Below are 25567 nucleotides of genomic sequence, written 5' to 3'. Positions count from 1 at the left end.
CATGAACACCGCCAATCTCGTGACAACAAGCTCCCTGCCTCGCTTCAAGCAGATCGAAGTCGCGCTGCGCCAGCGCATCGTCAACAACGAATGGACGCCGGGCATCAAGCTGCCGTCGGAAGCCGAGCTGATGGCCGAGTTCGGCGTCAGCCGCATTACGGTGCGCCAGTCGCTGGCGTCGCTGCTTGCGGAGGGGCTGATCGAAACGGTCCACGGCAAGGGCAGCTTTGTCAGCCGTCCGGCGGGGCAGGCGGACCTGGGGCCCTTGACCGGCTTCTACGACCACATGCGCGCGCGCGGGCACGAAGCGCACGGCAAGCTGCTGTCGACCCGGCTGATTGCGGCGCCGGCCATCGCCACCGATGCGCTGCGACTGCCGCCGGGAACCAGGCTGTTGTGCGTGACCATGCTCAAGTCCGTGGCCGGCACGCCGGTGGCGGTCGGCATGACAATGGCGCCCGAACCCCTGATGCGCGCGATCCTGGAGCACGACCTGGAAAACCACGATGCGCTGATGATCGTCGAGGCCCGCCTGGGCTATCGCCTCAAGTACCTGCATACGGAAAGCGCGGCGATCCCCGCCACGGCGGAAGCCGCGCGCCGGCTGAAAGTGGAGCCGGGCGAGCCGCTGCTGCGCATTCGCTTCACGCCGCACGATATCGACGACAGGCCGCTGGCCTATTCCGAATTCATGTTCCGTGGCGACAAGTTCACCTACAAGGCCTGCGTGCGGCGCTAGTGTCTGTTTTGCGCACGTTTTATATGTGAGCAGGCCCTCGGGCCGTCGGCAGTGGCGGCAAGGGAACTTTTGCGCGCGCGCCGTGGCCTGAACTGCATCGGGGCCGGCGCCAGGGTGGCGCTGTCCCGCGCCGCCCCGTTGCAGGAGTCCACGATGCTTTCGCCGCTTTCCACACGTTCCTTGTCCGCCGCGCTGGTGCTGGTATTGTCAGCCGCAGGCGCGTCGACGGCGCTTGCAGCCGCAAAAGGCGAGGCGGCCAGGCCGCATGGCAAGGAAGCGGCTCCTGAGGCCGCCTGCAGGAAGGCCGTCAAGGCGGCGCTGCCAAATCCCGGCAGCTTCAAGTGGGTCAGCGCCACGACCCGCAACGTCGACAAGGACGCCTACAGCGTGGTGGCCGATGTCGAATACCTGGCGCTGGACGGCGCCGTGCGCGTCGCCATGGTCCAGTGTGACGTGCAGCGTGGATCGGGCAACCAGCTCGTTGTGCCCAGGCTGCGGCTGCCGCAATAGCTTCGTTTACCCGCCCATTTCGGCCAACCGGCTGGCCCTCGGAAATTAGATGTGGACACTGTCCATCTCGTTTGCTAGTGTATGTGTACGGCATCCACAAATACGCTTTTGAAGCGCCGGGGGAGACTGCAAATGAAGACCGAAGCACAGAAGGAGCACCGCTGGCTGCAACGGCTGGTGGGTGACTGGATTGCCGAAGGCGAGGCAGCAATGGGACCGGATCGGCCGGTGCAGAAGTGGGAAATCCCGGAGCGGGTGAGCAGCGTTGGCGACGTCTGGGTGCAATGCGTGACGCAGGGCGACATGCCCGGTTGCGGACCGTCCACCACGGTCATGACACTGGGCTACGATCCGGCGCGCAAGCACTTTGTCGGGACCTTCATCGGCTCGATGATGACCCACCTGTGGATCTATGAAGGCGAGCTCGACACCGGCGGCCAGCAACTGACGCTGCGTGCCGAGGGCCCTGACTGTTCGGGCAACGGGCGCATGGCCCATTACCGCGACGTGATCACCTTCAAGGGCGATGACCACCGCGAGCTGGCGTCCTATATGCAGGGCGGGAACGGCGAGTGGACCCAGATCATGAGCGCCAGCTATCGCCGCCAGCGGTAAGGCTCCGGGAGCAGGCGGCGCGCCGCGCTCAGTTGCGCGCTTCCGCCGTGCGGGCCGCTACGAAATGTGGCCACGCGGCAGCGCGGCGGGACGGGCGATGCCCCAGACGTCCAGCAGCGGCTCAAAATGCGGCTTGTTGTCACGCGGGGCGGGCGTGACGCGCCGCGGGGGTGGCAGGGGCCGGCCAGTCAGGACAAGCGGAGTATCGGCTTCAGGCGGCGCGTCGGGCTCGCCCTCGTAGGCCACGACGCCCATCTGGCGGGCGGATTTGAGCGCGCGGGTCAATTCCGCGGCGCTCAGGCGGCTGGCGGCGGCAAGCCGGTGCCGGGGCATGGGCCCCATGGCACGCAGGCTGGAAATCAACGCCATCACGCAATCCCGGGTGGTTCGATTCATTTCGCTGCGTCAGGAAAATGGTGCAGCGGCAGGCCCGCCGATCGGGCCCGCCGCGTACGGGTACCCATTCTTTCGCAGGGGTCATGACCTTGCCAACCGGATATGACACTTGTTCACATTTCCTAGCAGCGAAGAAAACTCGCCCGGATGGCCTTAGTGGCGCGTTTCGGGATCGCCAGCCGGAAATCTGCGATCCGTGTCGTCGCGCGGCGTCAGCATCGTGCCATGCCGGCGCCACTTGCGAGCATGCCTGGCCTGGACGTCTTCGGCAATCGCGTGCAATTCGGCAACCCTGGCGTCGAGCGGGTCGGGATAGATGTCCAGCGGACGGTATCTGAGGAGGAGGCGCATCGCGGGTCTCGGTGGATTCTGGATAGCGGCTTTCTGCCTCTTTCCAGTATTGGCGCTGGACCCGTGGTTTTCACAGCGGATGTGGGGCACTTGACCCGACTCAATGCGTTCGGCGCAATGAACCAGTGCGGCCCGCCTGCACAGCGCGCGCTGGGAGAAATGACGGGGCGGCCGGCTGGTGGATTCGTCCAGGCCGGCCAGTGCTGCTAGTGGCCGAGGCGGATATTGCCGCGGGTATCGCGGCAGTAGATCTTGCGTTCACGCACCAGGCCGTCGCGGCCGTGGATGCACAGCGGTACGCCGTCTTCGCGGGCGCGCATCCAGCCGGCTGCAATGGCGGCTTCCTGGGTCGGGAAGTGCAGCGCCGCGTCGTCGGCGCCGCTTTCGATGCCTTCGATGGTCAGCGCCCATGCGCCTTCGCTGGCGTATTCGGTGTCGCTGGTCGCTGCGGGAAGCACGTGGATGCTGCGTGACGTCATGGTGGTCTCCGGGATGGCTGGCAGTGACACTCTGCATTGTCGAGCGATACCGGTGCGCGGGGTATCGGTGGCCGTCCTACAAGCATATTCGGGGCCATGGCGGCGGCACCGCGATGGTGCGGGGCACGCGGTGGTGGCATGTCGCGCATTCTGCTGACATCGCGGTAGGACGAAAGCCGACTTTTCGCGCTGGCCCGGGTTGCTACGATCCAATTGCCGGTTGGGCAAGCGGCTGCCCGGTCAAGCGATTCCGAGCGATTCCATCCTGGCGGCACATGCCGCACCCACACGAATCAAGGAGATCATCATGAGAAGGCTATATGCACTGTTTGCGCTCGCAGGCGTGCTGCTGGTCACGGGTTGCAACACCATGGCGGGCGCGGGCAAGGATATCGAACGCGGCGGCGAGAAGGTACAGGGCGCTGCGGAAAGCACCAAGCAGAAGATGTGAGCCACGGCTGGTCCCACTCACTGCAGACGGTGACGGCGGCCCGTGCTCCAGGCACGGGCCGCTTTCATTCATGCGTGCGCTTCTCTGGTGCGGCTGAGGCGCCGGCCGGCGGCAGGACACTAGGCGCGCTTGCCCGTGATCACCAGCGCAATGCCGCCCAGTACCGCCGTCGCACTCAGTGCCAGCCGCAAGGACAACGCTTCACCGAGCAGCGCGATGCCGCCCACTGCCGTGATAACCGGCACGCTCAGCTGCACCGTTGCGGCGGTGGCGGCCCTGAGCTGCGGCACCGCGGTGTACCAGATGACATAGCCGAGCCCGGAGGTGATGGCGCCGGAGAGCGCCGCATAGGCGAGTCCCGCGCTGTCCAGTGAGCGCTGCGCGTGGATGGCCGCGCCGAGCGCCAGTGCCATGGGCACGGCGCGCACGAAATTGCCCGCGGTGGTCTCGACCGGATCCGCGGCACGCTTGCCACGCAGCGAATAGACGCCCCAGGCAATGCCCGCCGCGATCATCAGCAGCGATGAGGCCAGCGGCGGCGTGGCCAGGCTCGGGAGCATCAGCCACACCAGGCCGGCCAGTGCCAGCGCCAGGCCGCTCCACTGCTGCGCGCGCAGCGGCTCGCCGGCATAGAGGCCATAGCCAACCATGGTGGCCTGCACCGCCGCGAACAGCAGCAGCGCCCCGGTGCCCGCGCTCAGGCGCTCATACGCGAACGAGAACGTCGCCGCATAGCAGAACAGGGCCAGGGCGGAAACCCAGTTGCCGCCCAGCGAAATCCCACGCGCGCCGGCGCGGTTCACCTGCCGCCGCGCCATCACGATGAGCCACAGCACCGCCGCCGCGGCCGCCACCCGTGCCAGGGTGAATGTCCCTGCGTCGATGGTGGTGCCTTTCAGCGCCAGCCGGCACAGCAGGGAATTGCCGGCGAACGCCAGCATCGCCAACGCGGTCAGCAAGATGGTGTTGGCTTGCGGCATGCGGGCAGGCGTGGCCACCTCAACTGGCGGGAGGCTCGTCGCCGATGGCGAACGAGGACAGGTGCTCGATCGCCCGGACCAGGCCCGAATGATCCCAGCCCGCGCCGCCCAGCCCGCTGCAGACATTGAACAGTTGCTGGCACGACGCCGTATTGGGCAGGCCCACGCCAAGCTGGCGCGCGGTGGACAGCGCCAGGTCCAGGTCCTTCTGGTGCAGGGCGATGCGGAAGCCCGGGTCGAAGGTGCGCTTGATCATCCGTTCGCCGTGCACTTCCAGGATGCGCGAACTGGCAAAGCCGCCCATCAGCGCCTCGCGCACGCGCGCGGGATCGGCGCCGGCGCGGGCGGCCAGCACCAGCGCCTCGCTGACCGCCTCGATGGTCAGCGCCACGATCACCTGGTTGGCCACCTTGGCCACCTGGCCGTCGCCGGCCGCGCCCACGCGCGTGATGTTCTTGCCCATCAGCTGCAGGATCGGCAGCACGCGGTCGAACACTTCCTGCTTGCCGCCGGCCATGATCGACAGCGTGCCCGCCTTGGCGCCGACTTCGCCGCCTGACACCGGGGCATCGACATAGTCGGCGCCGATGGCCTCGATGCAGCGCGCGAACTCGCGCGTGGCGATCGGCGAGATCGAGCTCATGTCGATCACGGTGACGCCGCCCGCGGTATCGGCAAGGCCGTCAGCAACCCCTTTCTCGCCGAACAGCACGCGCTCGACGTCGGGCGTGTCCGGCAGCATCAGGATGATGGTTTCCGACTGTTTCGCCACGTCCTCGGCGCTGGCGCAGGCCTTCACGCCGGCGTCCTGCAGGTCTTGCGGCACGCCGCTGCGGGTATGGGCGAAGACGGTATGCCCGCCGTCGACCAGGTGCTGCACCATGGGCTTGCCCATCACGCCAAGTCCGATAAAGCCGATTTTGCTCATGTCAGTGTCCGGTAGTGGTCGGGCGCCAGCCCGGGCGTGCCTTGTGCACGGTGCCGGGCGCATACCCTGATGATAGTCAGTCGCACGCCAGCGCAGACAGTGGTCCCGGCGCGGGATGCGCACGGGCGCCCGCCCTGGCCACCCGCGCCGCCGCGTCGTCAAGTTGCGCCAGCGTGCCGGCATCGACCGGGACATGCCCGGCGCGGGCGGCGCGCCAGGCGCGCTCGGGTTCACCGGGCAGGCGGATGCCGTCCTGGCCGGGCTGCAGTCGCGACGCTTTCATCCAGTCGGCGAACGCCGCCACCTCATACCCGAACGACGTGCTGGTGCTCAGGCGCGCCGGATCGAACACGATCGCCAGCATGTTGTTCCAGACCGCATGCTCATGCCGCAGCGTTTCGGGGCGGATGGTGTGGCCGCCGGTGACCGCGGCGCCCAGCAGTTCGCACATCACGGCCAGCACGTGGCCCTTGTGCTCGCCGAAGGGCCGCAGCGCGCCCTGCGGTGTGCCGGCGGGCGGGTACATCACGCCGGCGTCGGTGGTGGGCTCGCCATGCGCATCCAGCAGGCAGCCGGGCGCGACCGACACGCCCTTGTTGTGGGCCACCCGCACCTTGCCCAGCGCAATCGCGCTGGTGGCAAAGTCCAGCACCAGCGGCGGCTCGCCCGCCACCGGCACGCCGATGGTGAACGGGTTGGTGCCGTAGCGCGCGTCGTAGCCGCCGTGTGGCGCCACGATCGGCTTGGACAGCACGTTGACGAAGTGGATCGAGATCATGCCGGCGGCGGTCGCCTGCTTCGCGGATGCGGCCGTTCCTGGCGAAGAAGTCGTTGATCGGCATCGCCTTCATCTTCTTCATCACGGCCGCGGTCTCGTCGGTGCCAGCGGCCTGCACGGCCTTCAGGTAGTGCGTCACCGATGAATACGCCCCCGCCTGGCTCATGTTGGGCATCTTCCTGAGCTTGTCGAAATAGCGGCGCGACCAGGCACGGGTGGCATCGTTCATGTCCCAGTAGAAAGCCTCGGTCAGCACCAGCCCGGCCGCGGTCTTCAGGCCGATGGCGTGGATGTCGTTGATATAGAGCAGCAGGCCCGCCAAGCGCTGCGTGTTGTTGCGGGTCAGGCCGAATTCAGAGGCGGCCTTGATCGCGTTGACGGTGTCGCCGCCGGCATTGGCCAGGCCCACCACCTGGGCCTTGCTGGCCTGCGCCTGCAGCAGGTAGGAGGCAAAGTCGCTGGTGCCCAGCGGATGGCGCGCGGCGCCCAGCACCTTGCCGCCGGCCTCGTTGATGACCGCGGTGGCCGATTCCTGCAGCGTGTGCCCGAAGGCGTAATCCGCCGTCAGGAAGAACCATGTCTTGCCGCCACGCTGCACCATGGCGCGCGCGGTGGTGTTGGCCAGCGCGTAGGTGTCATAGGCGTAGTGCACCGACACCGGCGAGCACAGGTCGTTGGTGATGCGCTCGGTGCCGGGGCCGGAGAACACCACGATGCGGTTCTTCTGCCTGGCCACCTCCAGCACCGCCAGCGCCGGCGCCGACGCGGCCACGTCCAGGATGGCGTCGACATTGCCGGTGTCGAACCACTCGCGCGCCTTGCTGGCGGCGATGTCGGCCTTGTTCTGGTGATCGACCACCACCAGCTCGATCTTCTTGCCCAGCACCTTGCCGCCGAAATCGTCGATCGCCATCTGCGCGGCAGTGGCGCTGCCGCGGCCGGTGACGTCGGCATACAGGCCGCTCATGTCAAGCAGCATGCCGATCTTGACGACGTCGTCGGAGATGGCGGCCCTGGGCTGGGCCTGGACGGTGCCACAGGCAAGCGCCGTGGCGAAGGCGAGGGCGCTGGCGGCAATGCGGCGGATCGGGTGGCGATGGTTCATGGTGTCTCCTGGTTTATTGTTGTTGGCTTATACCGTGGCGATGGGCGTGACCGGCGAGCCCACCGCGCCAGGCAGGCGCAGCGGCGGGGCGGTCAGCTGGAAGCGCGTGCGGCCATTGGCGCGCAGCCAGTCCGCCAGTTCGCGCAGGTACCACAGCTCGCCCAGCGGCAGGCCCAGCTTGAACAGGCAGTGGTGGTGCAGCGGCAGCAGCGGGTGGCTCTTGTCGCCGTCGGGCGCGGGGCGTGCCGGATAGCGTTCCACCGCGTAGTTGTCGGCGATCAGCGCGGCGATGCCGGCATCGGTGATCCAGTTCAGCAGCTTGTCGTCGCGGCCGTCGAGCGCGCAGCAACTGTGGTGCAGCACGGCTTCGTCGGGCTCGCGCTGCATCGACAGCACCACCTCGGCAAAGCCGGTGCGCAGCAGCAGCATGTCGCCGCGCTCGACTTCCACCTTGCCGGCCTCCAGCGCGTGCATCAGGTCGTCGTAGCCGACATTGCGGAAGTCCATGCCGAAGGTGTGCGCCAGATCCACCAGCACGCCCCGGCCCTGCATGCCCCTGACCGCGAAGTTCTCGATGCCGAGCGCGCGCGCCGCGCTGTGGTCGTGGCCGCAGGGGTGCGCGGCAAAGCTGTCATCCTCGGCATAGTCCACCGGTCCGACGATATGCTCGTTGGCGCGGTAGCCGTTGTAGTAGACGCGCTCGGGCCGGCCGTCGCCGTCGGCATCGAACAGCGCGCCCACGTGCGCCAGCGCATCCCATTGCGTGCTGTACTGCAGGCACAGCAGCACCTGGTCGTCGCTGATGACGTCGGTGGCGGCAGGATCGACCTTCGCCAGCGGGAAGTTCACATAGGGAATGTCGTCGCGGAAGGTGGGCCGCAGCACCGGCGGGTGCCGGCGCGGGTTGAGCTTGTTGCCGCCGGGGTAGTCCAGCGGCAGCGACAGGCAGAAGCTGATGCCGGCCTGCACCTCGCGCGCGCCCTTGACGACCTGCTCGGGGCCGATCAGGTTGATGCGGCCAAGCTGGTCATCAGGGCCGAAGTCACCCCAGTTGGAACCTTGCGGACGTTGCTTCCAGCGCATGAGTCATGCCTCCTGTGGTGTGATGGGTTGTACTCGTTATAGATGATGCGTCAACGATCGCGACTTTGCGAAGCCAGAAAGTTTGCCCGAGGGAATGGCGCGAGCGCTGCCGGGTGGGGCGGCGGTTCGGTCTCATGAAAGGTTGTTGTAAGTCGTCATACAACAGGCGCAACCCATAGACTCATGCAACTATGTGGAATTGGGAGCATATGCCGGTGTCCACGCTCTTGTGATGCCGCGGTGTAGTCGATGCTTCACGATGATCTAGGGGAAATCCCGGAGTCATTTGATGGCTTAACTCATTACAATGTCATCAGACAACGTAACACTGGCGGGCCGGCAGGCAGCGCCTGGCCTGGAGATGACATGGCAGTAACCGCGACAGCGGCCGGAGCAGCGGCCGCGGCTAAAACCGGCAAGACCCGATACGCCATCCTGCTCCTGATATTCATCGTCACGACGATCAATTACGCCGACCGTGCCACGCTGTCCATTACGGGCCCGGCCATGCGCGCCGAGTTCGGCTTCGACGCGATCCAGATGGGTATCGTATTCTCGGCCTTCAGCTGGGCCTATGTGCTGGCGCAGTTGCCGGGCGGCTGGCTGCTCGACCGCTTCGGCGCGCGCCGCGTCTATGCGGCCAGCATTTTCCTGTGGTCGCTGTTCACGCTGCTGCAGGGCAGCCTGGGGGCGTTCGCGTCGGCCGGCGCCGCGATGGCGGCACTGTTCGCACTGCGCTTTGCGGTCGGGCTGGCCGAGTCGCCGGCGTTTCCGGCCAATGCCAAGGTGGTGGCGAGCTGGTTTCCGACGGCCGAGCGCGGCACGGCGTCGGCCATCTTCAATTCGGCGCAGTACTTCGCCGCGGTGGCGTTCACGCCGCTGATGGCATGGGTCACGCACGCCATGGGCTGGCACCACGTGTACATCTGGATGGGCGTGCTCGGCATGTTGCTGGCGCTGGTGTGGCTCAGGCTCGTGCAGAGCCCGGCCCGGCACCGCGGCGTCAGCCGCGCCGAGCTGGACTATATCGAGCAGGGCGGCGGCCTGATCCACATGGGCGAGGGCGACGAGGCGCGCGCCGGCCGCGAGGGCGGCGGCATCCAGTGGACGCAGGTGCGCCAGCTCTTGCGCAGCCGCATGCTGGTGGGCGTCTACCTGGGCCAGTACTGCATCAACGTGCTCACGTATTTCTTCCTGACCTGGTTTCCGGTCTACCTGGTACAGGAACGGCATATGTCGATCCTGAAGGCGGGCTTCGTGGTGTCGCTGCCGGCTGTCTGCGGCTTCCTGGGCGGCGTGCTGGGCGGGCGCTTCTCCGACACCCTGCTGCGCCGCGGCCATTCGCTGACGCTGGCCCGCAAGACGCCGATCGTGCTGGGCATGCTGCTGTCGGTCAGCATGATTGCCTGCAACTACGTCGACAACGAATGGGTGGTGGTTGGCCTGATGGCGCTGGCGTTCTTCGGCAAGGGCGTGGGGGCGCTGGGCTGGGCGGTGATCGCCGATACCGCGCCCAAGGAAGTGATCGGTCTGGCCGGCAGCATCTTCAACATGTTCGGCAATATCGCCGGGATCGTCACGCCGCTGGTGATCGGCTACATCCTGAGCGCGACCGGATCCTTCAATGGGGCGCTGGTATTTGTCGGCGTGAACGCACTGGTGACCGTATTCTGCTATCTGGTCATCGTCAAGGATATCCGCCGGGTGGAACTGCAGCCGGCGTGAGGGACAACGGAAATGAGTGAAATGCATCCCGCGCAAGCGGCTGGCGCGACGGCGCGCCCCCTGTACATCACGATGCACGCGAACGACAACGTCGCCATCGTGGCCAATGACGGCGGCCTGCCGGCAGGCACGGCGTTCCCGTGCGGCCTGGTGCTGGTCGAGGGCGTGCCGCAGGGCCACAAGGTGGCGCTGGCCGACCTGCGCGACGGCGACGCGGTGATCCGCTACAACGTGGTGATCGGCTATGCGCTGAAAGACCTGCCGCGCGGCAGCTGGGTCAACGAGCGCGTGATCCGCATGCCGGCCGCGCCGGAATTGCACGACCTGCCGGTCGGCACGCGCGTGGCCCCGCTGCCGCCGCTGGACGGCTATACCTTCGAGGGCTACCGCAATGCGGACGGCTCGGTCGGCACGCGCAATATCCTGGGCATCACCACCACGGTGCAGTGCGTGGAGGGCGTGGTGGAGTTTGCCGTGCGCCGGATCAAGGAAGAACTGCTGCCGAAGTACCCCAACGTCGACGACGTGGTGGGCCTGGAGCACACCTACGGCTGCGGCGTGGCGATCGACGCGCCCGATGCCGGCATCCCGATCCGCACCATCCGCAATATCGCGCTGAACCCCAACTTCGGCGGCGAGGTGATGATCGTCAGCCTGGGCTGCGAGAAGCTGCAGCCCGCGCGCCTGATCGGGGCCGGCACCATCCCGATCCAGAAGGAGGGCGAGCCCGATGTGGTCTGCCTGCAGGACGAGCAGCACGTGGGCTTTGCCTCGATGATCGATGCGATCATGGCCACGGCGGAAAGGCACCTGGCGCGCCTGAACGCGCGCCGGCGCGAGACCTGCCCGGCGTCGGACCTGGTGGTCGGCGTCCAGTGCGGCGGCAGCGATGCCTTCTCCGGCGTCACCGCGAATCCTGCGGTGGGCTTTGCCACCGACCTGCTGGTGCGTGCCGGCGCCACGGTGATGTTCTCCGAGGTGACCGAGGTGCGCGACGGCATCGACCAGCTCACCGCGCGCGCGGCCACGCCCGAGGTGGCCGAGGCGCTGGTGCGGCAGATGGCGTGGTACGACCGCTACCTGGAGCAAGGCAAGGTCGACCGCAGCGCCAACACCACGCCCGGCAACAAGAAGGGTGGCCTGTCCAACATCGTGGAAAAGGCGATGGGCTCGATTGTCAAGTCCGGCACCGGCCCGATCCACGGCGTCAGCGGCCCGGGCGAAAAGGTCACGCAGAAGGGGCTGATCTATGCCGCCACGCCCGCGGGCGATTTTGTCTGCGGCACGCTGCAGCTGGCCGCCGGCATGAACCTGCACGTCTTCACCACCGGGCGCGGCACGCCGTACGGGCTGGCCGAGGTGCCGGTGATCAAGGTGTCCACCCGCAATGACCTGGCGCGGCGCTGGCACGACCTGATGGATGTCAACGCCGGCCGCATCGCGACCGGCGAGGCCACCATCGAGGAAGTGGGCTGGGAGCTGTTCCACATGCTGCTGGCCGTGGCCAGCGGCAAGAAGTCATGGGCCGAGCACTGGAAGATCCGCAACGCGCTGGTGCTGTTCAACCCGGCGCCGGTGACCTGAGCGTCGGCGCTGACGCGCTACGTGCGCCCGCCGCGCAACGGCTTGAGCAGATGCGCCAGGCCGTTGTGATCCAGTTCATGCATCAGCGCCAGCAGCGCGCCGATCTGGCCCGGCGGGAAGCCCTCGCGCGCGAACCAGTTCAGGTAGTTGCCCGGCAGGTCGGCGATCAGCGTGCCTTTGTGCTTTCCAAAAGGCATGGTGACTGTGACCAGCCGTTTCAGGGCGTCGGCGTCGAAATCGGTCATGGGTGGTGGCAAGTCGGAAGGCTCAACGCTATCACAGTCTTGCGGGCGCGCCGGGATACCGGCGAACGCACGCGCTCAGGGTGCCCGGGCAGCCTCTACCTCCGCAGCCAGTTCACTGGCGCGCCCCTGATAGCGTGGCGAAAAATGAAACGGTGTCACCGCGCGGGCACCGACGCAGCGCGCGATCAGTCCGGCCTGGGCAGCGGTGAGGTGGTTCTTGCGCAGGCCATGTGCCCGGTCGGCATCCAGAAACACGCTCTCGATGAAAAGCTGGTCGACGCCCTGCATCAGTTGCGACAGCGCTTGCACGTTCTCGCTGGTATAGCGCAGGTCGGTCACGTAGCCGATGCGCCGGCCGGGCTCGACGTCCAGGATCAGCCGGCTTAGCTCGCCGACGGTTCGCGTCGCCGCATGGTCGCCGCTGCGGTCCCGCCACTGCACAAGAATCGGCGCATCGCCGGCGGCCCCGGTCAGGACGGCATGCTTGAGTTGGCGCAGCCAGGCGCCGGTTGTCAGGCCGGATTCCGCCAGGCGTTCCTTGTTGATGCCGAGCCGGGCTTTTTCCTCCAGAAGGTAGGCCAGGCATGGAATCCCATGGTCGACAAAGCAGGCACGCACCTGAAACGTCGGCTCGTCGTGCACGATATCGCCGGTTCTCGCTGCGGGCGCCTGGTCCTCCCTGGCAAAGCCGTGACGGCTGGAAAAGCCGGCGCGCCGCATCTGCCCGTCCAGTCCAAGTTCTACCGCTTCAATGACCAGCCCGGTCGCGTAGCGATGCACCACGTTCCACGTATAGGCAAGCAGCTTGTGCTCGACCTGCGCGAGGAATCCCGGCCCGCCGACCAGCACGATGCGCGGCTTGCGCCCGAGCAGCACCCGCAGCAGCTTGTCAAAGCCAGAGAAATGATCCATGTGCGCATGCGTGACAAACACATGCGACAAGCGCATCAGCTCGCGCGGCATCAGCCGGCCGATGTCGCCCAGGTCGAACAGCAGCGCGCGCCGTTCGTCCAGGAAGTCTACGAACAGTCCCGGGTCGCCAAAGGCGTCGTTGACGAGGCGGGCTTCCAGCAAGGGGCGCATGATCAGTCGACCAGGGCTCAGGTAGCGGCGCGCGTTTTGCCGGGGCAGACAGTCACCGTCCTGATAGACGGCGAAGCAGCTGCTGCACGATCCGTTCGTGCTCTTCCAGCGCCGCTTCCAGCGTCTGCGCGCCATAACTGACATTGTCCTGCCCGGCCAGCCCGGTCACGCGCGTGATGAACAAGGGGGTGTCCGTCGGTGCGGCCTCCGACACGCCCCGGAACCGGGTTGTTACCATGCCGCCGGACTGCTCCAGCAGGGTGCGACGGAATACCAGGTCGTTTTCCGCCATCCAGCGGGACCATTCGTCGTGGTCGGTAACCTGGACTGGCCGGTTCTTCTCATCAAGGATATAGAAGCGGCGCCATGCCTGTGGACCGTGACGAGGCTTCATCGAACGCCCCCCATGCGGTTGTGGCCGGGTTGCCACCCGGACTCGGCGGGCAGCCCGGGGCCGAAGTGCGTGATGCTGGCCATGCTGCGCAGGAACGACTGTCGCCAACCGAATGGCATCAGTCCTACAGCCAGTCTATTTAACGTCCGCCACAAACCGGAGTAGATTTAAACGGACAGGCGCACACAGGGCTGCGCTGGCTGCCCGAATCCGGGGTGCCAGCGTGCCCCGTCGCCAGGGAGGGGGTGCATCATGGACGAAGACACTGTTGTCACCGTCACGGTACAAGACAATGGCCCGTACCGTATCAAGGGTCCGGTCAGGATCGTGACCCCGGCAGGCGCCAGCTTCGCTTTCGAGGGCGATCAGGTCTGGTTGTGCCGCTGTGGCCATTCTGACAACAAGCCGTTCTGCGATGGCTCGCACAAGCGCCAGGGGTTCTGCAGCACGCCACAGCCGAAGTCTTGAGCCGTTCGTGATCGCACAACATCCGGCGCGGCTGCCGGTCCACGCCGGCTACGGCTGCACGCGCGCGGTGCTGGCGTAGACGCTGCCGGATAGCCGGCGGCGGGGATCAGGGCGCGGCAGGCGTTTCCGGCGTGGCAGGTGCGGCCACTGCGGCGGGCACGGCCGGTGCTGCAGGTGCAGCAGGCTTGGCTTTCGGCGGGCGCGAACCGCCGGCGCGGCGGGCCTTCAGTTGCTGGGCCCGCTTGGCATCCGCCTGGGTGACGACGCCGGCCTCATTGCCTTCCAGGTCCAGCCGCTTGGCGCCTTCCACCATGCACGACCAGTAGCGTGCGCCGCTGCACCAGGTGCGGATCGCTTCACGCAGTTCCGCCTCGTTCAGGGCAAGCTTGGCCGCATGCTGGGTCAGATCCTCGAAGGTGCCGACCTTCAGCGGCACCTTGGGCGCCGGGTTCTTCGGGAAGGCCTTGGGGAAGTGCTTCTGCAGCCGGGCGATGGAATGCACCACCGGATCGACCGGCTTCGCCTGCGCGGCGGCCGGCGCAGGGCGTCGGCCCTTGGCGCCGGCGGGGGCGTCGACACCCGCGCCGGAGCGGGCGGCGGTACGTTCGCCGTCACGGGTTCCGGTACGTTCGGTACGCTCGCCGTTGGGCGTGCCTTTGCGTGCGCCCTGGCGTGCGCCTTTGCCCGATTCGGTGGCCGCCTTCTTCGCGAGTTGGTCCCTTAGTGCTGCGAGTTGTTCAAAGCCCATGATGTCTGCCGTTGTATGAACCGGGATTGTAGCAAGGCTGGGCCGCCAGCATGTCCGGCGGGATCGCGGCGGGGCGGGCGCTTACGGCCTGGGCCGCGCCTGGGCCGCCGCAGCCCGCCACTCCCGGAACACCGCATCCAGGCAGGCGGCGGAATCGCAATGGTCGCGCTTCTGGCGAAACGCCGCAATGTCTGCCTCGGAGATGGCCCCCGCCTTGAGCAGCCGCTGCTGGTCGGCATGGATGCGTTGATAACCCATGGAAAACAGCGCGGATTCGCAGATCAGCCGCTGCGCCTGGCTGGCGCCGGCGGGCCTGGCCGACGGATCGCAGTCTATGTCAGTGGCGTGTGCGGCACTCAGGAAGGTCAGGGCGGCGGTTGCCAGGCAAAGGTGGGCGAGGGGGATGAGGCGGGTCATGACACGGCTTTGGGGTGCCAGATCAGGTCCGGCGTGGGCTCCCCGCGATGTTACAGCGCATTATCCTCTGAGGGCATGCTGTTGCTGGAACAATGACGGTCGTGTCGTGGAATCGTTGGGAGTATTGCAACAATACGGAAACTGTGGTCGCGCAGGGCCAGACGGCCTGGCCCTGCCGCTTATCTCACATCCGTCCCTTCCAGGGCACCAGCCACTTGGCCAGCTTGCGCATCAGCAGGTCGAAGACATAGGCGATCAGCCCGATCAGGATAATGCCCATGATCACCACGTCGGTACGCAGGAAGTTGGAGGCATTGAGCACCATCTGGCCAAGGCCTGCAGTGGCCGCGACCATCTCGGCGGCGACCAGCGTGGTCCAGCCGAAGCCGATGGCAATGCGCATGCCGGTCAGGATATCGGGCAGCGCCGCGGGGATCACCACATGGCGCACCACCTGCCACGGCGAGGCACCCATCGAGTACGCCGCGTTGATCTGCTCGATGGTGACCGAGCGCACGCCGGCCTGGGCCGACATCGCCAGCGGCGCGAAGCAGGCCAGGAAGATCAGCAGCACCTTCGAGGTCTCGTCGATGCCGAACCAGATCACGATCAGCGGCAGGTAGGCCAGCGGCGGCAGGGGCCGGTAGAACTCGATCGGCGGATCGAAGATGCCGCGTGCGACGCGCGACACCCCCATCATCACGCCGATCGGCACCGCCGTGGCCACGGCCAGCGCGAAGGCGCCGAACACGCGCACCATGCTGGCGGCGAAATGCTCGGTCAGCGGCTGGCCGCCTTGCAGGTTGCCCTGCCAGGCATCGATGAAGGCGGTGAAGATCGACTCTGGCGTCGGCAGGAACAGCGGCGGCAGCCAGCGCAGGTGGCTGGCAATCCACCATAGTGCGAGCAGCAGCACCACGGTGATGGTGGAGATGCGGGAACTCGAGCCCTCGCCGGGCAGGCGGTAGCCTGAAACGGTCTTCATGGGCCGGCTGGGCGCGGCCGCGGCCACTGCCGGGGCGCCTGGCGGGGGTTCGATGCGTTGGACGGAAGCGGGCATTGGGGTCTCCTCAGGCAGTGGCATGGATCAGGTCGACGATCTCTTCGCGATAGCGGATGAATTCCGGGTCGGACTTGACCGCGCGGGCGTCCCCGCATTCGATGAAGCGCCGCGCGAACGGCAGTTCATAGGTATGCGCGATGCGCCCGGGCGAGGGCGTCATGACGATCAGCCGCGTGGCCAGGAAGAGCGCCTCTTCCACGCTGTGCGTGATGAAGAAGACGATCTTCTGCTCGCGCGCCCAGAGCTTCAGGATCAGCGCCTGGATCGACTCGCGCGTGAGCGCGTCGAGCGCGCCCAGCGGTTCGTCCATCAGCATCACCGCCGGATCGCAGGCAAGTGCGCGGGCAATCCCGACGCGCTGCTGCATGCCGCCCGACAGCTGGTAGACCGGCTTGGCGGCGACGCTTTCCAGCCCGACGGCGGCCAGCTTCTCATGGGCGATGCGCAGCCGCTCGGCACGCGCCACGCCGCGCAGGCGCAGTCCCAGTGCAACGTTGTCTTCCACGCTGAGCCACGGCATCAGGGCATGCTTCTGGAACACCACGCCGCGCTCGGCGCCGGGCCCGTGCACAGGCTTGCCGCTCAGCCGGATCTCGCCTTCGGATGGCTCCATGAAGCCGGCGATGCATGACAGCAAGGTGGTCTTGCCGCAGCCGGAGGCACCCAGCGCGACGACGAAATCGCCGCGCTCCATGGTGAGGTTGACCTGCGACAGGGCCAGCGTCTTCGCGCCGCCGGCCGTGCCGTAGTTGACACTGACGTTATCGATTTCAAGTTTGTACATGACGGGCTTCCGAAACAGGACTTTCGGGGCCGCCGCGCACGGATGGCTTGTGCGCGGCGGCCAGCTTCAGCGAGAGCGGCGCGCGCTCAGGGCAACGCGCGCTTTGCCCATTCCGCGTTGACGCCCGGGCTGTAGTCCGGCAGGACGGTCTGGATGGTGCCCTGCTCTTTGAGGAACTGCGCCGCCGATTGCAGCGCGCGCGCCGCGCCGCCGCCCAGCCAGCGCTCGGAGACCTGCTCCTGCAGCGTGGGGAAGCTGTACAGCGCCATGCTCGCGGGTACCGTCTCGGCCTTGGCCCCGGAGATCTTGGCTACCGCCTTCACCATGGGCGAATCCGGGGTCCAGGACGCCTTGTTCTTGCGGTAGTTTTCATCGGCGGCGGCCAGCACGCGCACCAGCTTGACCATGAACTCGGGGTTTTCACGGGCAAACTTCTTGTTGGCGATCATGCCGTCGAAGGTCGCCTTGCCGGTATCGGCGGCGATCTGGCCCGAGGTCATCAGGACCGTGCCCGACTGCTTGAGCTTGGCCAGCACCGGGTCCCAGATAAAGGTGGCGTCGATGTCGCCGCGCTCCCAGGCGGCGGCGACTTCCGGCGGACGCATATTGACGATGCGCACGTCCTTCGGATTGATCCTGGCGCGCTCCAGTGCGACCAGCGTGTGGTAGTGCGTGGTCGACACGAACGGCACGCCGACGCGCTTGCCCTTCAGGTCGGCGATGCTGGTGATCTTGCTGCCGTTGCGCGCGACCATGGCTTCGGCCGCGTTGATGTCATCCAGGATCCAGAACAGTTCAACGTCCAGGCCCTGCGACAGGGCTGATGCGATCGGCGAAGTCCCGGCCTCGCCAATTGCGATCTGGCCCGAGGCCATGGCCCGGATCACATCCCCGCCACCGCCGAACTGGCGGAACGAGACCGTGTAGCCGGTCTGTTTTTCCAGCTCCTTCATGTCCTGCGCATAGCGCCAGGGCACCACCATGTCCTGGTAAGCAATGACTACATTCTTGCTTTCGGCGTGCGCGGCCGGCGCCAGCGCCGCCACCAGGGCCACACACGTTGCAATCTGCTTGATCCACCGCATGGTTGTGCTCCTCGGAAGAGAAATAGGTTTGGGGTCACGGCTTTATAGGTGAGTGCGATTCCGGGCCTATAGGACCAGTTGCCGGAATTCGCTGGGGCCAGAGCAGGCCGCGCGGGCGCAGGCCGCGCCGGGCCGCGAAGAGCGGTGGCGCGGGGATGCGTCAATCATGGAAATCCTGTAGCGGCCTCGGACGCGGCCCTGGCCGTGCCGAAGGCACTTGCCCGGGGTCGTCAAGACGCCCGGCGCGCGGCCTGGCGCCGCCGGCGGCGGTCAGGCGTTAAGGGAGAACCCGGAGGCGAAGGTCTGCCGCACATCGAGCCGTTGCCTGAGCAGCCCTGCCTTCTGGCAGAAATCGGCCGTGCGCTGCTGTCCGGCAATCAGCTTGGTGTCGATGCTGCGCCACTGCGTGTGGCGCCGCTCGAACTGCAGCCGTGCCGCCTGCGGCGAGATTCCGATGATGCGGGCGAGCGTCGCCGGGGAACTGTCGTCGGGAAGCGGTCATGGTGTTCCGGAGGATGCAGGAACCCATGAACGTACGCCGGCGCCGCGCGAACACAAGCGAATATATCCGGCATTCGATATGCGCGGCGCCGCTGCTGCCACCGGTGCCGGCGCGCCGAAGGGAAGCGCAGGCTCTCTTGCGTCACCCAGGCCCCAATGCTTCAGGGATAATCGCGAGGACGCCGAACTACAGGGGAAGTGCCATGTCGCCGGTCCTGGCATTCAAGCTGGTGCTGCTTTCGCTGGTCGCCATCATTGGCCTGGAGCTGCTGGCTAACCGGTTGCGGCTGCCCCCTGCGGCTGCCTTCCTTGTCGGCGGCATCGCCATGGCGTTCGTGCCGGGCCTGCCCGCCGTCGAGCTTGACCCGGACCTGGTCCTGGTCGTCTTCCTGCCCCCGCTGCTGATGGACGGCGCGTACTTTTCCGTCTGGGACGAGTTTCGCCGCAACCTGCGCGGCATCCTGATGCTGGCGATCGGGGCGGTGCTGTTCACGACCCTGGCCGTGGGCGTGCTGGTCCACCTGGTGGTGCCAGGGCTGCCCTGGGCCGCATGCTTTGCGCTGGGCGCCATTGTTTCGCCGCCGGATGCGGTGGCGGCCAAGGCCGTGCTGGAACGCCTGTCCCTGCCGCGCCGGATGACGGCATTGCTGGAAGGCGAAAGCCTGCTCAACGACGCGTCCGGGCTGGTGCTCTACCGCTTCGCGGTGGCGGCCGCGCTGACCGGCGCCTTCAGCATGCACCACGCCGCGATGGAATTCGGCGTGCTGGCCGTGGGCGGCGTCGCGGTCGGTGGCGCAGTCGGTGTCGCGCTGGTGCTCCTGCTCAGGCTGCTCAAGGACGAGTACCTGGCGATCACGGCATCGGTGCTGTCGGCGTGGATCAGCTATATCGCCGGCGAATGGCTGGAGGTGTCGGGCGTGATCGCCACGGTCACCACCGGCATGCTGCTGGGCTGGCACCAGCACCAGGTCTTCTCGGCGTCGGCGCGCACGCGCGGCACGGCGTTCTGGCAGTTCATGGTGTTCCTGCTTGAAGCGCTGGTCTTCATCCTGATCGGTTTGTCGCTGCGCGGCGTGATCGAGCGGCTCGGTGGCACGGCCGATGCCGCGGCCCAGCTTGCGCTGCCGGTTGCCGCGGTGATCGCGGCGGTGGTGGTCTCGCGCTTTGTCTGGGTGTTCGCCAGCGAAGGGCTCAAGGCCGCATGGAACCGCTTGCTGCGCAGGGGCTCGCAGGGACCGGACTGGCGCTCGGCAACGATCGTGAGCTGGGCGGGGATGCGCGGCGTGGTCACGCTGGCGATTGCGCTGGCGCTGCCGGAGGCCATGCCGGGACGCGACCTGATCCTGGTGGCGGCGTTCGCGGTGATCCTGGTGACGGTGCTGGGGCAGGGCGCCACCATCGGCCCGCTGATCCGGCTGTTTGACCTGCGCAAGATGCAGGAGGGCGACGTCGAGAAGCTGACCGAGGCCCAGGCCTGGGCCCGGCTGGAGAACGTCCAGGTGGAAGCGATCCGTCCGCTGGTGTTCGACGCCAACGGCGACCTGCTGCATCCTCGCCTGTGGGAGCAGTACAACTACCGGGCACAGATCACCAACCGCTACAAGGACACCGAATTTCCCGACGACGAGCGTTCTTCCCACTTTGCGGTGGTACTGGCCGGGCTTGCCGCGGCCCGCGCTGAACTGCTGAAGATGCATCGCGCCGGGCAGCTTACCGACGAGCTGCTGCGCCATATGGAGCGCGACCTCGATCTGCAGGAGGTTTCGGCCCTGCACGTCAGGGACGGTGTCGCCGCAGAGTAGGTGAAACCTGGCAACCGACCGATGGATTCTTCGCAACGGCCTGGCTTGCCGGTAGCGCGCATCACCGCGGCTTCACCAAGGCCGCGGCGGAGATGGGCATATTCCGCCCATTGATCCGCCCATTGATCCGCGCGTTGATCCGCCTGCTGACGGAGCAGCCTGAGGCGGCAGCTGGCGAAGCCGGCCGCCCCGTGCGCGATTGGTCATGGTAACGCGGGACATCAGGCGAGGGCGCCATCCTGGTAGGGATTCACGCTGCGTGCCGGATCGGCCGAGGGACCAGTGCGGTCCATGCCGGCCACGATGCGTTCACCGTCGCCGGCCGGATTGATGCCACGCGCGCCTTCGCTGTACGGATCGCGTGCGTCCTGCGCGGCACGGGCGCCGTCGATGAACGGGCTGCGCTGGTCCTGTACTGAACGTGCCCCGTCGCTGAAGGGGTCGCGTGCACCGGGCTGCGACATGCCGGCTGCCTGGGCGCCTGCGGCGGCAGCTGCGAGTGCGATGGCGAAAACGATGCGCTTGGCGAAATGGGTGGTCATGGTCGATCTCCTGGGTATGCGTGGGATTGCGCGGCCGGGATCGTCTTGCTGCGCTTGCTGCGAAACGCCGCCGGGCCACGCGATGCATTTAAGGAGACCGGTGTATCGCGCCTGTAGCGTCTTTTTCCCATTTCTGTCAGGACACGTATCGTCCCGAGCGCTCGATACAAAACGGTACAAACAGAGCCTGGCAGGTGCCGCCACCGTCACGGCATGGATCATCCGAGCCCGGGGGACTCCGCCGGGTCTCGTTGCGAGCGGATCTCTTCGGGGCTGAGGATGATATAGCCCAGCGATTTCAGCAACTGCACCGCCTCCAGCTCTGCGTCGAGGTACACCGGGTGATCCGGGCGGCGTACGCGCGGCGCCGCCGGCAGCCATGCCGCGCCGGCGTGCGGCGCGGGCGCTGCGTGTCCATCCGGCCATCGTGCGGTCAGGATGCGGCAGTGCTCCAGGTTGGCCGTCCACGTAACGTCGACGGCGGCATTGAATCTGCCGGTGCAAAGCCGCAACCGCTTCAGGGCCTTCAGCCAGTTGACGAAGGCATCCCGCTCCGCCGGCTGGTAGCCTCTCAGCAGGGTTTCGAGACAGATCTGCGCAGTGCGCCCGTCGAGTGCCTGATCGTCTTCGAGCAAGGCAATCTCAAGCGCCACGTGCTTGCGGCCGTCGTGTTCATAGATTGCGCATTCGCCGTCCACCACGCCTTCGCGCAGCAACTCGCACAGCAATACCCAGGCCCTTGGGTTCTTGTCGAGCCGCCCGTCGAGGGTCGGGTCTATCCGGGCGAGAAGCTCCGGCATGGAGCGCGCCTCGCCAGACTGGACGGCCGCTGCAAAGGCCATCGCGTTGGCGGATGGCTTGTCACCATGTGCCAGCAGCTGCAGGGACGCTTCCTTCAGCTCGCGGATTTCCGCGGCGGTATCCACCGCATGCATCCAGGCATAGTCCTCCAGGTTTGCGCACAGCTTGCGCGCAGCCCTGGCCAGCTGGCCGGCCAGCGTCTGGACGAAACTGGTGCAAAGCGCGCAGCCGCACTCAATGCGGCCTGCATGCAGAAAGCCGGCGTACAACCGTTCCCGGTGTCCGCAGTGCCCGCATTCGAGGGAAAAGCCCCCCTGGCGCGCCGGCCGCTGCGTCGCGAGCAGCCCGTCGACCTGATAGTGCGCCAGTCCACCGCAGCAGGGACAGATCCATTGCAGCTTGTGCGCGCCGTCGCGGGGCCCGACTGCCCGCTCGAACTGGCGCTCGATGGCGCTGCGTGGAATGCCTTGCGCCCGCCCGACCACATCCGCGCAGTAGCGCCAGTAGCAGTACGAGTGGGCGGCAGCCGCTACCTCAGGCGCCAGGCGCTGCAGCTCGGGCAGCAGGCCTGTGTTGCGGCGGATCTCGTCCACCATCGCATCGACCAGCGCCGGCCCGCCCGGCATCACCGCCTCGAGGGCGGCGCGGCTCTGTTCCAGGAAATCGGGCACGTAGGCCCGGCGGATGAAGTCCTCGTTCTCGAGCCAGAACAGATGGCCGGGCAGGGCTTCCAGCACCTCGATCCCGTCCCGGACTTCGGTCATGCCGGCGCAGGCGAGAAACGTGAACGGCTTACCAAACAGGAATTCGTCTGTCATGTTGTCGTCAACGGTGTATCCCGCCCGCGAGCTTCCAACAAGCCCGCGTGCGATGGTGCCACCCCGTGACTCAGCCAAGGCAAACGCACGGGTGGCGCCATCCGGGTGGCGTCACCCGTTTCGGGGACTTTCCCCTTCTTGTTGTCAGATCGGTATAGGATCTGAGCAGATTTTTTTTATCTGCCGCACTGGACAGCATAGGCGACACTGCGGCTTCCTTACAGAGGAATCGAGCGCGCCCTTCACATTAAGGAAATCTGCGCAACAAGGCGCCCCGGTGATTGCACCGTTACCTCGGGCCACGGCCACGCATCGCAGGAACCCGCGCGGCCTGGGGCCGCCGGTTACAGCGGGGCGGGCTGGGGCGGCGCGGCAGGCGCGGCCGCGGCGGGTTTCTGGTTGCCGCTGCCGCTGTATGAGAAATACCTGGCCTTGGCACCCTTGGCCCAGTACGCCACCGTGAAGTGCTTGCTGTCGCGCCCGTAGAGCAGCTCCAGGCTGCCGTTGGCCGCCCCCCATTCGGCGTAGCCGTTCTCCGCCGCGGCTTCAGTCTTGCGCAGCGAGGCATAGCGCTCGTCCAGCTTCTTGCGCACCTCATCCAGTGCCGGGCGCTCGAACGTCATGGTGATCAGCGCCACGTTGTCCTGGGCATCGCAGTTCAGGACCACGCGCGTCAGGCCGGAAAGGTGGAAGCGCTCCAGGTGCTTGAGCTCCACGGTATCGCCGCCTGCCCACTCGGACTTGCCGGTCTTTGCATGATTCTGCGGCGGTGCCAGGCGCGAGCACTTGGTCTTGCCCAGTTCGAGTCCCAGCGGCGCCGCGGTGTTGCCGACGGCTTCAGGCTGGGCAGGGGTTGCCGCGTGGGTGGAAACGGATGCCAGCAGCGCTGCGCAGAGCAGGGTGAACTGCTTCATGTTGAGGCGGGAAAGGGATTTCACGGTCTTGATAGAGGTTGCCAGCCGGAATTCTAAGTCTTTCTTGTCGACTACCGTTCACGTTGACGCAGGTTTGTGGGCCTTGTCTCCCCAACCAGACTGCCATATAGTTCTATGTATAGAACTATAGAGATAAGACAGGAGCAAGGATGGAGACAAGGACTGGGGCGTTGGCTGGCGTCAAGGTGGTGGACATCACCGCGGTGTTCATGGGTCCGTCGGCCACGCAGATGCTTGGTGACCTGGGTGCGGACGTGATCAAGGTGGAGCCACCCGCCGGCGATAGCACCCGAGGCATCGGACCTTGCGGCAATGAGAAGATGGGGCCGCTCTTCCTGGGACTGAACCGCAACAAGCGCAGCATCGTGCTGGACCTGAAGTCGCCGCAGGGGCGGGAAGCGCTGTTGCGCCTGGTCGAGGATGCGGACGTGCTCGCGTACAACGTGCGGCCGCAGGCGATGCAGCGCCTCGGTCTGGACTACGAGACGCTGGCGCAGATCAATCCGCGGCTGGTCTATGTCGGCATGTTCGGCTTTTCGCAGCGCGGGCGCTATGCCCCGCAGGCGGCGTTCGATGACCTGATCCAGGCTGCCACCGGCTTGCCGCAGGCAGTCGCCTTGGGAACTGGCGACGTTCCGCGCTATCTTCCGTTGACGATCGCGGACCGTTCCGTGGGGCTCTATGCCTTCGGCGTGATCTGCGCCGCGCTCTATGCGCGCGAGCGTACCGGCCGCGGCCAGCGCGTCGATGTGCCAATGTTCGAAACAATGGTGCCTTACGTGATGGGCGACCATCTCTATGGCGAGACCTTCGTGCCAGCCAAGGGCGGATTCGGCTATCCGCGCCTGCTGTCTCCCGAGCGTCGGCCTTACCGGACACAAGACGGGCATGTCTGCTGCCTGATCTATCACGACCACCACTGGCGTGCCTTCCTGAAGGTAATCGGCAAGCCTGATCTGTATGACAGCGATCCCCGCTTCGCTGACATCACCACCCGGACTGCGCACATCACCGAGCTCTACCGCATGGTCAGCGACGAACTGGCCAAGCGGCCCACCGAGGAATGGCAGGTGCTGCTGAAGGAGGCCGACATCCCGGTATTCCCCATGCATACCTTTGATTCGCTGCTCGATGATCCGCACCTGAACGACATCGGCTTCTTCAATGAATCCGATCATCCGGCGGTGGGCCGCATCCGCGAAATGGCGGTGCCCAGCGAATGGCATGGCACGCCGCCGTCGCAGCGCCGCCACGCACCGGCATTGGGCGAGCATAGCCGCGAAGTGCTGCGCGAAGCCGGCTACAACGAGGCCGATATCGACAGTCTGATGGCGTCCGGGGCATCGTGCGAACCGCGCTCGGCATCGGCGCAAGCGGGGACTGACCATGCATGAAGAACTCCTGGGCGAAGTCCGCGGCGCTGTCCTCTGGCTGACCATCAACCGGCCCGAACGCCGCAACGCCATCAATCTGGCGGTACTGGACGGCCTGCACGCGGGAATCGAACGTGCCAATGCTGACGATGGCATTCGCGCCGTGGTCATCACTGGCGCGGGTGACCAGGCCTTCTGCGCGGGCGCCGACCTGCAGACTGGAACATCGTTTGCCTTCGACTATTCGGAGCCGGGCCAGCGGCTTGCGGACCTGCTGCGCCGTGCGCGGCGTTCCAATGTACCGCTGATCGCGCGCGTCAATGGCGCCTGCATGGCCGGCGGCATGGGCCTGATGGCCATGTGCGACATGGCGGTGGCCAGCGATCGGGCCGTGTTCGGCCTGCCCGAGGTCAAGGTAGGGGTCTTCCCGGCGCAGGTGCTGAGCGTGCTCCAGCACCTGGTGCCGCGGCGCGTGCTCAACGAACTCTGCCTGTGCGGCGAGCCGCTGTCCGCGCAGGAAGCGCTGGCGGCTGGACTGGTCAACCATGTCAGTGCGGATCTCGACGGCAAGCTCGACTGGCTGCTGGGCCGGCTGCTGGACAAGTCACCCGCCGCGATCCGGCGTGGCCTCTACACGCTCAAGCACATCGACGCCATGTCCTTCGAGCAGTCGATGGCATTCACGGAAAGCCAGATCGGCCTGTTCGCCATGACCGAGGACGCGCGCGAGGGGCAGCTCGCCTTCCGCGAGAAGCGCAAGCCGAACTGGACTGGCAAGTAAGCA

At 66.7% G+C, this 25567-nt stretch carries 27 protein-coding genes and 3 pseudogenes; 10 read left to right on the top strand and 20 right to left on the bottom strand.

Annotated elements, in window-relative coordinates:
• The first annotated feature begins 1 nt into the window (after nucleotide 1).
• The 3 genes from ACZ5MJ_RS21295 (at nucleotide 2) to ACZ5MJ_RS21285 (ending at nucleotide 1864) form a co-directional block, all read left to right on the top strand.
• Entirely contained in the window at nucleotides 2–739 is a 738-nt protein-coding gene (locus tag ACZ5MJ_RS21295; RefSeq protein ID WP_464225626.1) for a GntR family transcriptional regulator, read from the top strand.
• 153 nt (nucleotides 740–892) lie between these two features.
• The gene (locus ACZ5MJ_RS21290; protein ID WP_464225624.1) at nucleotides 893–1249 is read left to right on the top strand and encodes a DUF2880 domain-containing protein; all 357 of its coding nucleotides are present in this window, start codon (nucleotides 893–895) and stop codon (nucleotides 1247–1249) included.
• Nucleotides 1250–1381: 132 nt separating this feature from the next.
• Entirely contained in the window at nucleotides 1382–1864 is a 483-nt protein-coding gene (locus tag ACZ5MJ_RS21285) for a DUF1579 domain-containing protein (RefSeq protein ID WP_464225622.1), read from the top strand.
• A 57-nt stretch (nucleotides 1865–1921) separates the two neighbouring features.
• Here the strand turns inward: ACZ5MJ_RS21285 and ACZ5MJ_RS21280 are convergent, their stop codons facing one another.
• The 3 genes from ACZ5MJ_RS21280 to ACZ5MJ_RS21270 all read right to left on the bottom strand — a co-directional run bounded on the left by ACZ5MJ_RS21280 (nucleotide 1922) and on the right by ACZ5MJ_RS21270 (nucleotide 3090).
• Nucleotides 1922–2260: a hypothetical protein gene (locus ACZ5MJ_RS21280; RefSeq protein ID WP_464225621.1), complete on the bottom strand. Its 339-nt coding sequence runs from the start codon at nucleotides 2258–2260 to the stop codon at nucleotides 1922–1924.
• Nucleotides 2261–2413: 153 nt separating this feature from the next.
• A complete protein-coding gene (locus ACZ5MJ_RS21275) occupies nucleotides 2414–2611 on the bottom strand; it encodes a hypothetical protein (protein ID WP_464225620.1) in 198 nt (65 codons plus the stop codon).
• 206 nt (nucleotides 2612–2817) lie between these two features.
• The gene (locus ACZ5MJ_RS21270) at nucleotides 2818–3090 is read right to left on the bottom strand and encodes a DUF2188 domain-containing protein (protein WP_464225619.1); all 273 of its coding nucleotides are present in this window, start codon (nucleotides 3088–3090) and stop codon (nucleotides 2818–2820) included.
• Nucleotides 3091–3397: 307 nt separating this feature from the next.
• On the opposite strand from ACZ5MJ_RS21270, the gene ACZ5MJ_RS21265 reads away from it, so the two are divergent.
• Nucleotides 3398–3541, top strand: a complete 144-nt coding sequence (locus tag ACZ5MJ_RS21265; RefSeq protein ID WP_464225618.1) for an entericidin A/B family lipoprotein — start codon at nucleotides 3398–3400, stop codon at nucleotides 3539–3541.
• A 119-nt stretch (nucleotides 3542–3660) separates the two neighbouring features.
• Here ACZ5MJ_RS21265 and ACZ5MJ_RS21260 read toward each other — a convergent pair whose 3' ends face one another.
• From ACZ5MJ_RS21260 to ACZ5MJ_RS21240, 5 genes and pseudogenes are all read right to left on the bottom strand, one after another.
• Nucleotides 3661–4521, bottom strand: coding sequence for a DMT family transporter (locus tag ACZ5MJ_RS21260; RefSeq protein ID WP_464225617.1), 861 nt, complete (start codon nucleotides 4519–4521; stop codon nucleotides 3661–3663).
• A 19-nt stretch (nucleotides 4522–4540) separates the two neighbouring features.
• Nucleotides 4541–5449, bottom strand: coding sequence for a 2-hydroxy-3-oxopropionate reductase (locus ACZ5MJ_RS21255; protein ID WP_464225616.1), 909 nt, complete (start codon nucleotides 5447–5449; stop codon nucleotides 4541–4543).
• Nucleotides 5450–5525: 76 nt separating this feature from the next.
• Nucleotides 5526–6251: pseudogene (locus ACZ5MJ_RS21250) on the bottom strand (Ldh family oxidoreductase); the annotation flags it as partial.
• Nucleotides 6220–7332: pseudogene (locus tag ACZ5MJ_RS21245) on the bottom strand (ABC transporter substrate-binding protein); the annotation flags it as partial. The pseudogenes ACZ5MJ_RS21250 and ACZ5MJ_RS21245, both read right to left, overlap by 32 nt.
• 27 nt (nucleotides 7333–7359) lie before the next feature.
• Nucleotides 7360–8415: a cyclase family protein gene (locus tag ACZ5MJ_RS21240; RefSeq protein WP_464225615.1), complete on the bottom strand. Its 1056-nt coding sequence runs from the start codon at nucleotides 8413–8415 to the stop codon at nucleotides 7360–7362.
• 366 nt (nucleotides 8416–8781) lie between these two features.
• Between ACZ5MJ_RS21240 and ACZ5MJ_RS21235 the strand changes: the two genes are divergently transcribed.
• On the top strand, nucleotides 8782–10140 hold the full coding sequence (locus ACZ5MJ_RS21235) for an MFS transporter (RefSeq protein WP_464225614.1): 1359 nt from the start codon (nucleotides 8782–8784) through the stop codon (nucleotides 10138–10140).
• Nucleotides 10141–10152: 12 nt separating this feature from the next.
• Complete coding sequence (gene garD / locus ACZ5MJ_RS21230; RefSeq protein ID WP_464225613.1) at nucleotides 10153–11724, top strand: galactarate dehydratase; 1572 nt, start codon at nucleotides 10153–10155, stop codon at nucleotides 11722–11724.
• 17 nt (nucleotides 11725–11741) lie between these two features.
• Here garD and ACZ5MJ_RS21225 read toward each other — a convergent pair whose 3' ends face one another.
• The 3 genes from ACZ5MJ_RS21225 to ACZ5MJ_RS21215 all read right to left on the bottom strand — a co-directional run bounded on the left by ACZ5MJ_RS21225 (nucleotide 11742) and on the right by ACZ5MJ_RS21215 (nucleotide 13446).
• Nucleotides 11742–11969 (bottom strand): DUF3820 family protein, encoded by a 228-nt coding sequence (locus tag ACZ5MJ_RS21225; RefSeq protein WP_464225612.1) that lies wholly within the window; start codon nucleotides 11967–11969, stop codon nucleotides 11742–11744.
• A 75-nt stretch (nucleotides 11970–12044) separates the two neighbouring features.
• Nucleotides 12045–13052, bottom strand: coding sequence for a ribonuclease Z (locus ACZ5MJ_RS21220; protein WP_464225611.1), 1008 nt, complete (start codon nucleotides 13050–13052; stop codon nucleotides 12045–12047).
• A 52-nt stretch (nucleotides 13053–13104) separates the two neighbouring features.
• Nucleotides 13105–13446, bottom strand: coding sequence for a hypothetical protein (locus ACZ5MJ_RS21215; RefSeq protein ID WP_464225610.1), 342 nt, complete (start codon nucleotides 13444–13446; stop codon nucleotides 13105–13107).
• Nucleotides 13447–13698: 252 nt separating this feature from the next.
• Between ACZ5MJ_RS21215 and ACZ5MJ_RS21210 the strand changes: the two genes are divergently transcribed.
• Entirely contained in the window at nucleotides 13699–13914 is a 216-nt protein-coding gene (locus tag ACZ5MJ_RS21210; RefSeq protein ID WP_432262287.1) for a CDGSH iron-sulfur domain-containing protein, read from the top strand.
• A gap of 106 nt (nucleotides 13915–14020) precedes the next feature.
• On the opposite strand, the gene ACZ5MJ_RS21205 is transcribed toward ACZ5MJ_RS21210, so the two are convergent.
• The 6 genes and pseudogenes from ACZ5MJ_RS21205 to ACZ5MJ_RS21180 form a co-directional block, all read right to left on the bottom strand.
• Nucleotides 14021–14662 (bottom strand): ProQ/FinO family protein, encoded by a 642-nt coding sequence (locus tag ACZ5MJ_RS21205; protein ID WP_464225609.1) that lies wholly within the window; start codon nucleotides 14660–14662, stop codon nucleotides 14021–14023.
• 81 nt (nucleotides 14663–14743) lie between these two features.
• Entirely contained in the window at nucleotides 14744–15079 is a 336-nt protein-coding gene (locus ACZ5MJ_RS21200; protein WP_464225608.1) for a hypothetical protein, read from the bottom strand.
• A gap of 184 nt (nucleotides 15080–15263) precedes the next feature.
• Nucleotides 15264–16139, bottom strand: coding sequence for an ABC transporter permease subunit (locus tag ACZ5MJ_RS21195; protein WP_464225607.1), 876 nt, complete (start codon nucleotides 16137–16139; stop codon nucleotides 15264–15266).
• Between the two features lie 10 nt (nucleotides 16140–16149).
• On the bottom strand, nucleotides 16150–16926 hold the full coding sequence (locus ACZ5MJ_RS21190) for a taurine ABC transporter ATP-binding protein (RefSeq protein ID WP_464225605.1): 777 nt from the start codon (nucleotides 16924–16926) through the stop codon (nucleotides 16150–16152).
• 86 nt (nucleotides 16927–17012) lie between these two features.
• On the bottom strand, nucleotides 17013–18011 hold the full coding sequence (gene tauA / locus ACZ5MJ_RS21185) for a taurine ABC transporter substrate-binding protein (protein ID WP_464225604.1): 999 nt from the start codon (nucleotides 18009–18011) through the stop codon (nucleotides 17013–17015).
• 270 nt (nucleotides 18012–18281) lie between these two features.
• A pseudogene (locus ACZ5MJ_RS21180) lies at nucleotides 18282–18497 on the bottom strand (ABC transporter substrate-binding protein); the annotation flags it as partial.
• A gap of 218 nt (nucleotides 18498–18715) precedes the next feature.
• Here ACZ5MJ_RS21180 and ACZ5MJ_RS21175 point away from each other — a divergent pair.
• Entirely contained in the window at nucleotides 18716–20314 is a 1599-nt protein-coding gene (locus ACZ5MJ_RS21175; RefSeq protein ID WP_464225603.1) for a Na+/H+ antiporter, read from the top strand.
• A gap of 221 nt (nucleotides 20315–20535) precedes the next feature.
• Here ACZ5MJ_RS21175 and ACZ5MJ_RS21170 read toward each other — a convergent pair whose 3' ends face one another.
• The 3 genes from ACZ5MJ_RS21170 to ACZ5MJ_RS21160 all read right to left on the bottom strand — a co-directional run bounded on the left by ACZ5MJ_RS21170 (nucleotide 20536) and on the right by ACZ5MJ_RS21160 (nucleotide 23389).
• Nucleotides 20536–20856 (bottom strand): hydroxyquinol 1,2-dioxygenase, encoded by a 321-nt coding sequence (locus ACZ5MJ_RS21170; RefSeq protein ID WP_464225602.1) that lies wholly within the window; start codon nucleotides 20854–20856, stop codon nucleotides 20536–20538.
• A 218-nt stretch (nucleotides 20857–21074) separates the two neighbouring features.
• Nucleotides 21075–22475, bottom strand: coding sequence for a hypothetical protein (locus tag ACZ5MJ_RS21165; RefSeq protein WP_464225601.1), 1401 nt, complete (start codon nucleotides 22473–22475; stop codon nucleotides 21075–21077).
• A gap of 344 nt (nucleotides 22476–22819) precedes the next feature.
• Complete coding sequence (locus tag ACZ5MJ_RS21160; RefSeq protein ID WP_464226565.1) at nucleotides 22820–23389, bottom strand: hypothetical protein; 570 nt, start codon at nucleotides 23387–23389, stop codon at nucleotides 22820–22822.
• Between the two features lie 170 nt (nucleotides 23390–23559).
• On the opposite strand from ACZ5MJ_RS21160, the gene ACZ5MJ_RS21155 reads away from it, so the two are divergent.
• Together ACZ5MJ_RS21155 and ACZ5MJ_RS21150 are read left to right on the top strand one after the other, a co-directional pair.
• Nucleotides 23560–24804, top strand: coding sequence for a CaiB/BaiF CoA transferase family protein (locus ACZ5MJ_RS21155; RefSeq protein ID WP_464225600.1), 1245 nt, complete (start codon nucleotides 23560–23562; stop codon nucleotides 24802–24804).
• Nucleotides 24797–25564, top strand: coding sequence for an enoyl-CoA hydratase/isomerase family protein (locus tag ACZ5MJ_RS21150; protein ID WP_464225599.1), 768 nt, complete (start codon nucleotides 24797–24799; stop codon nucleotides 25562–25564). The genes ACZ5MJ_RS21155 and ACZ5MJ_RS21150 overlap by 8 nt, the downstream gene beginning before the upstream one ends.
• The last annotated feature ends 3 nt before the right edge of the window (nucleotides 25565–25567 follow it).

Source organism: Cupriavidus sp. LA-1 (assembly GCF_055385985.1).
This window is presented reverse-complemented; position numbering and strand designations above follow the sequence as displayed.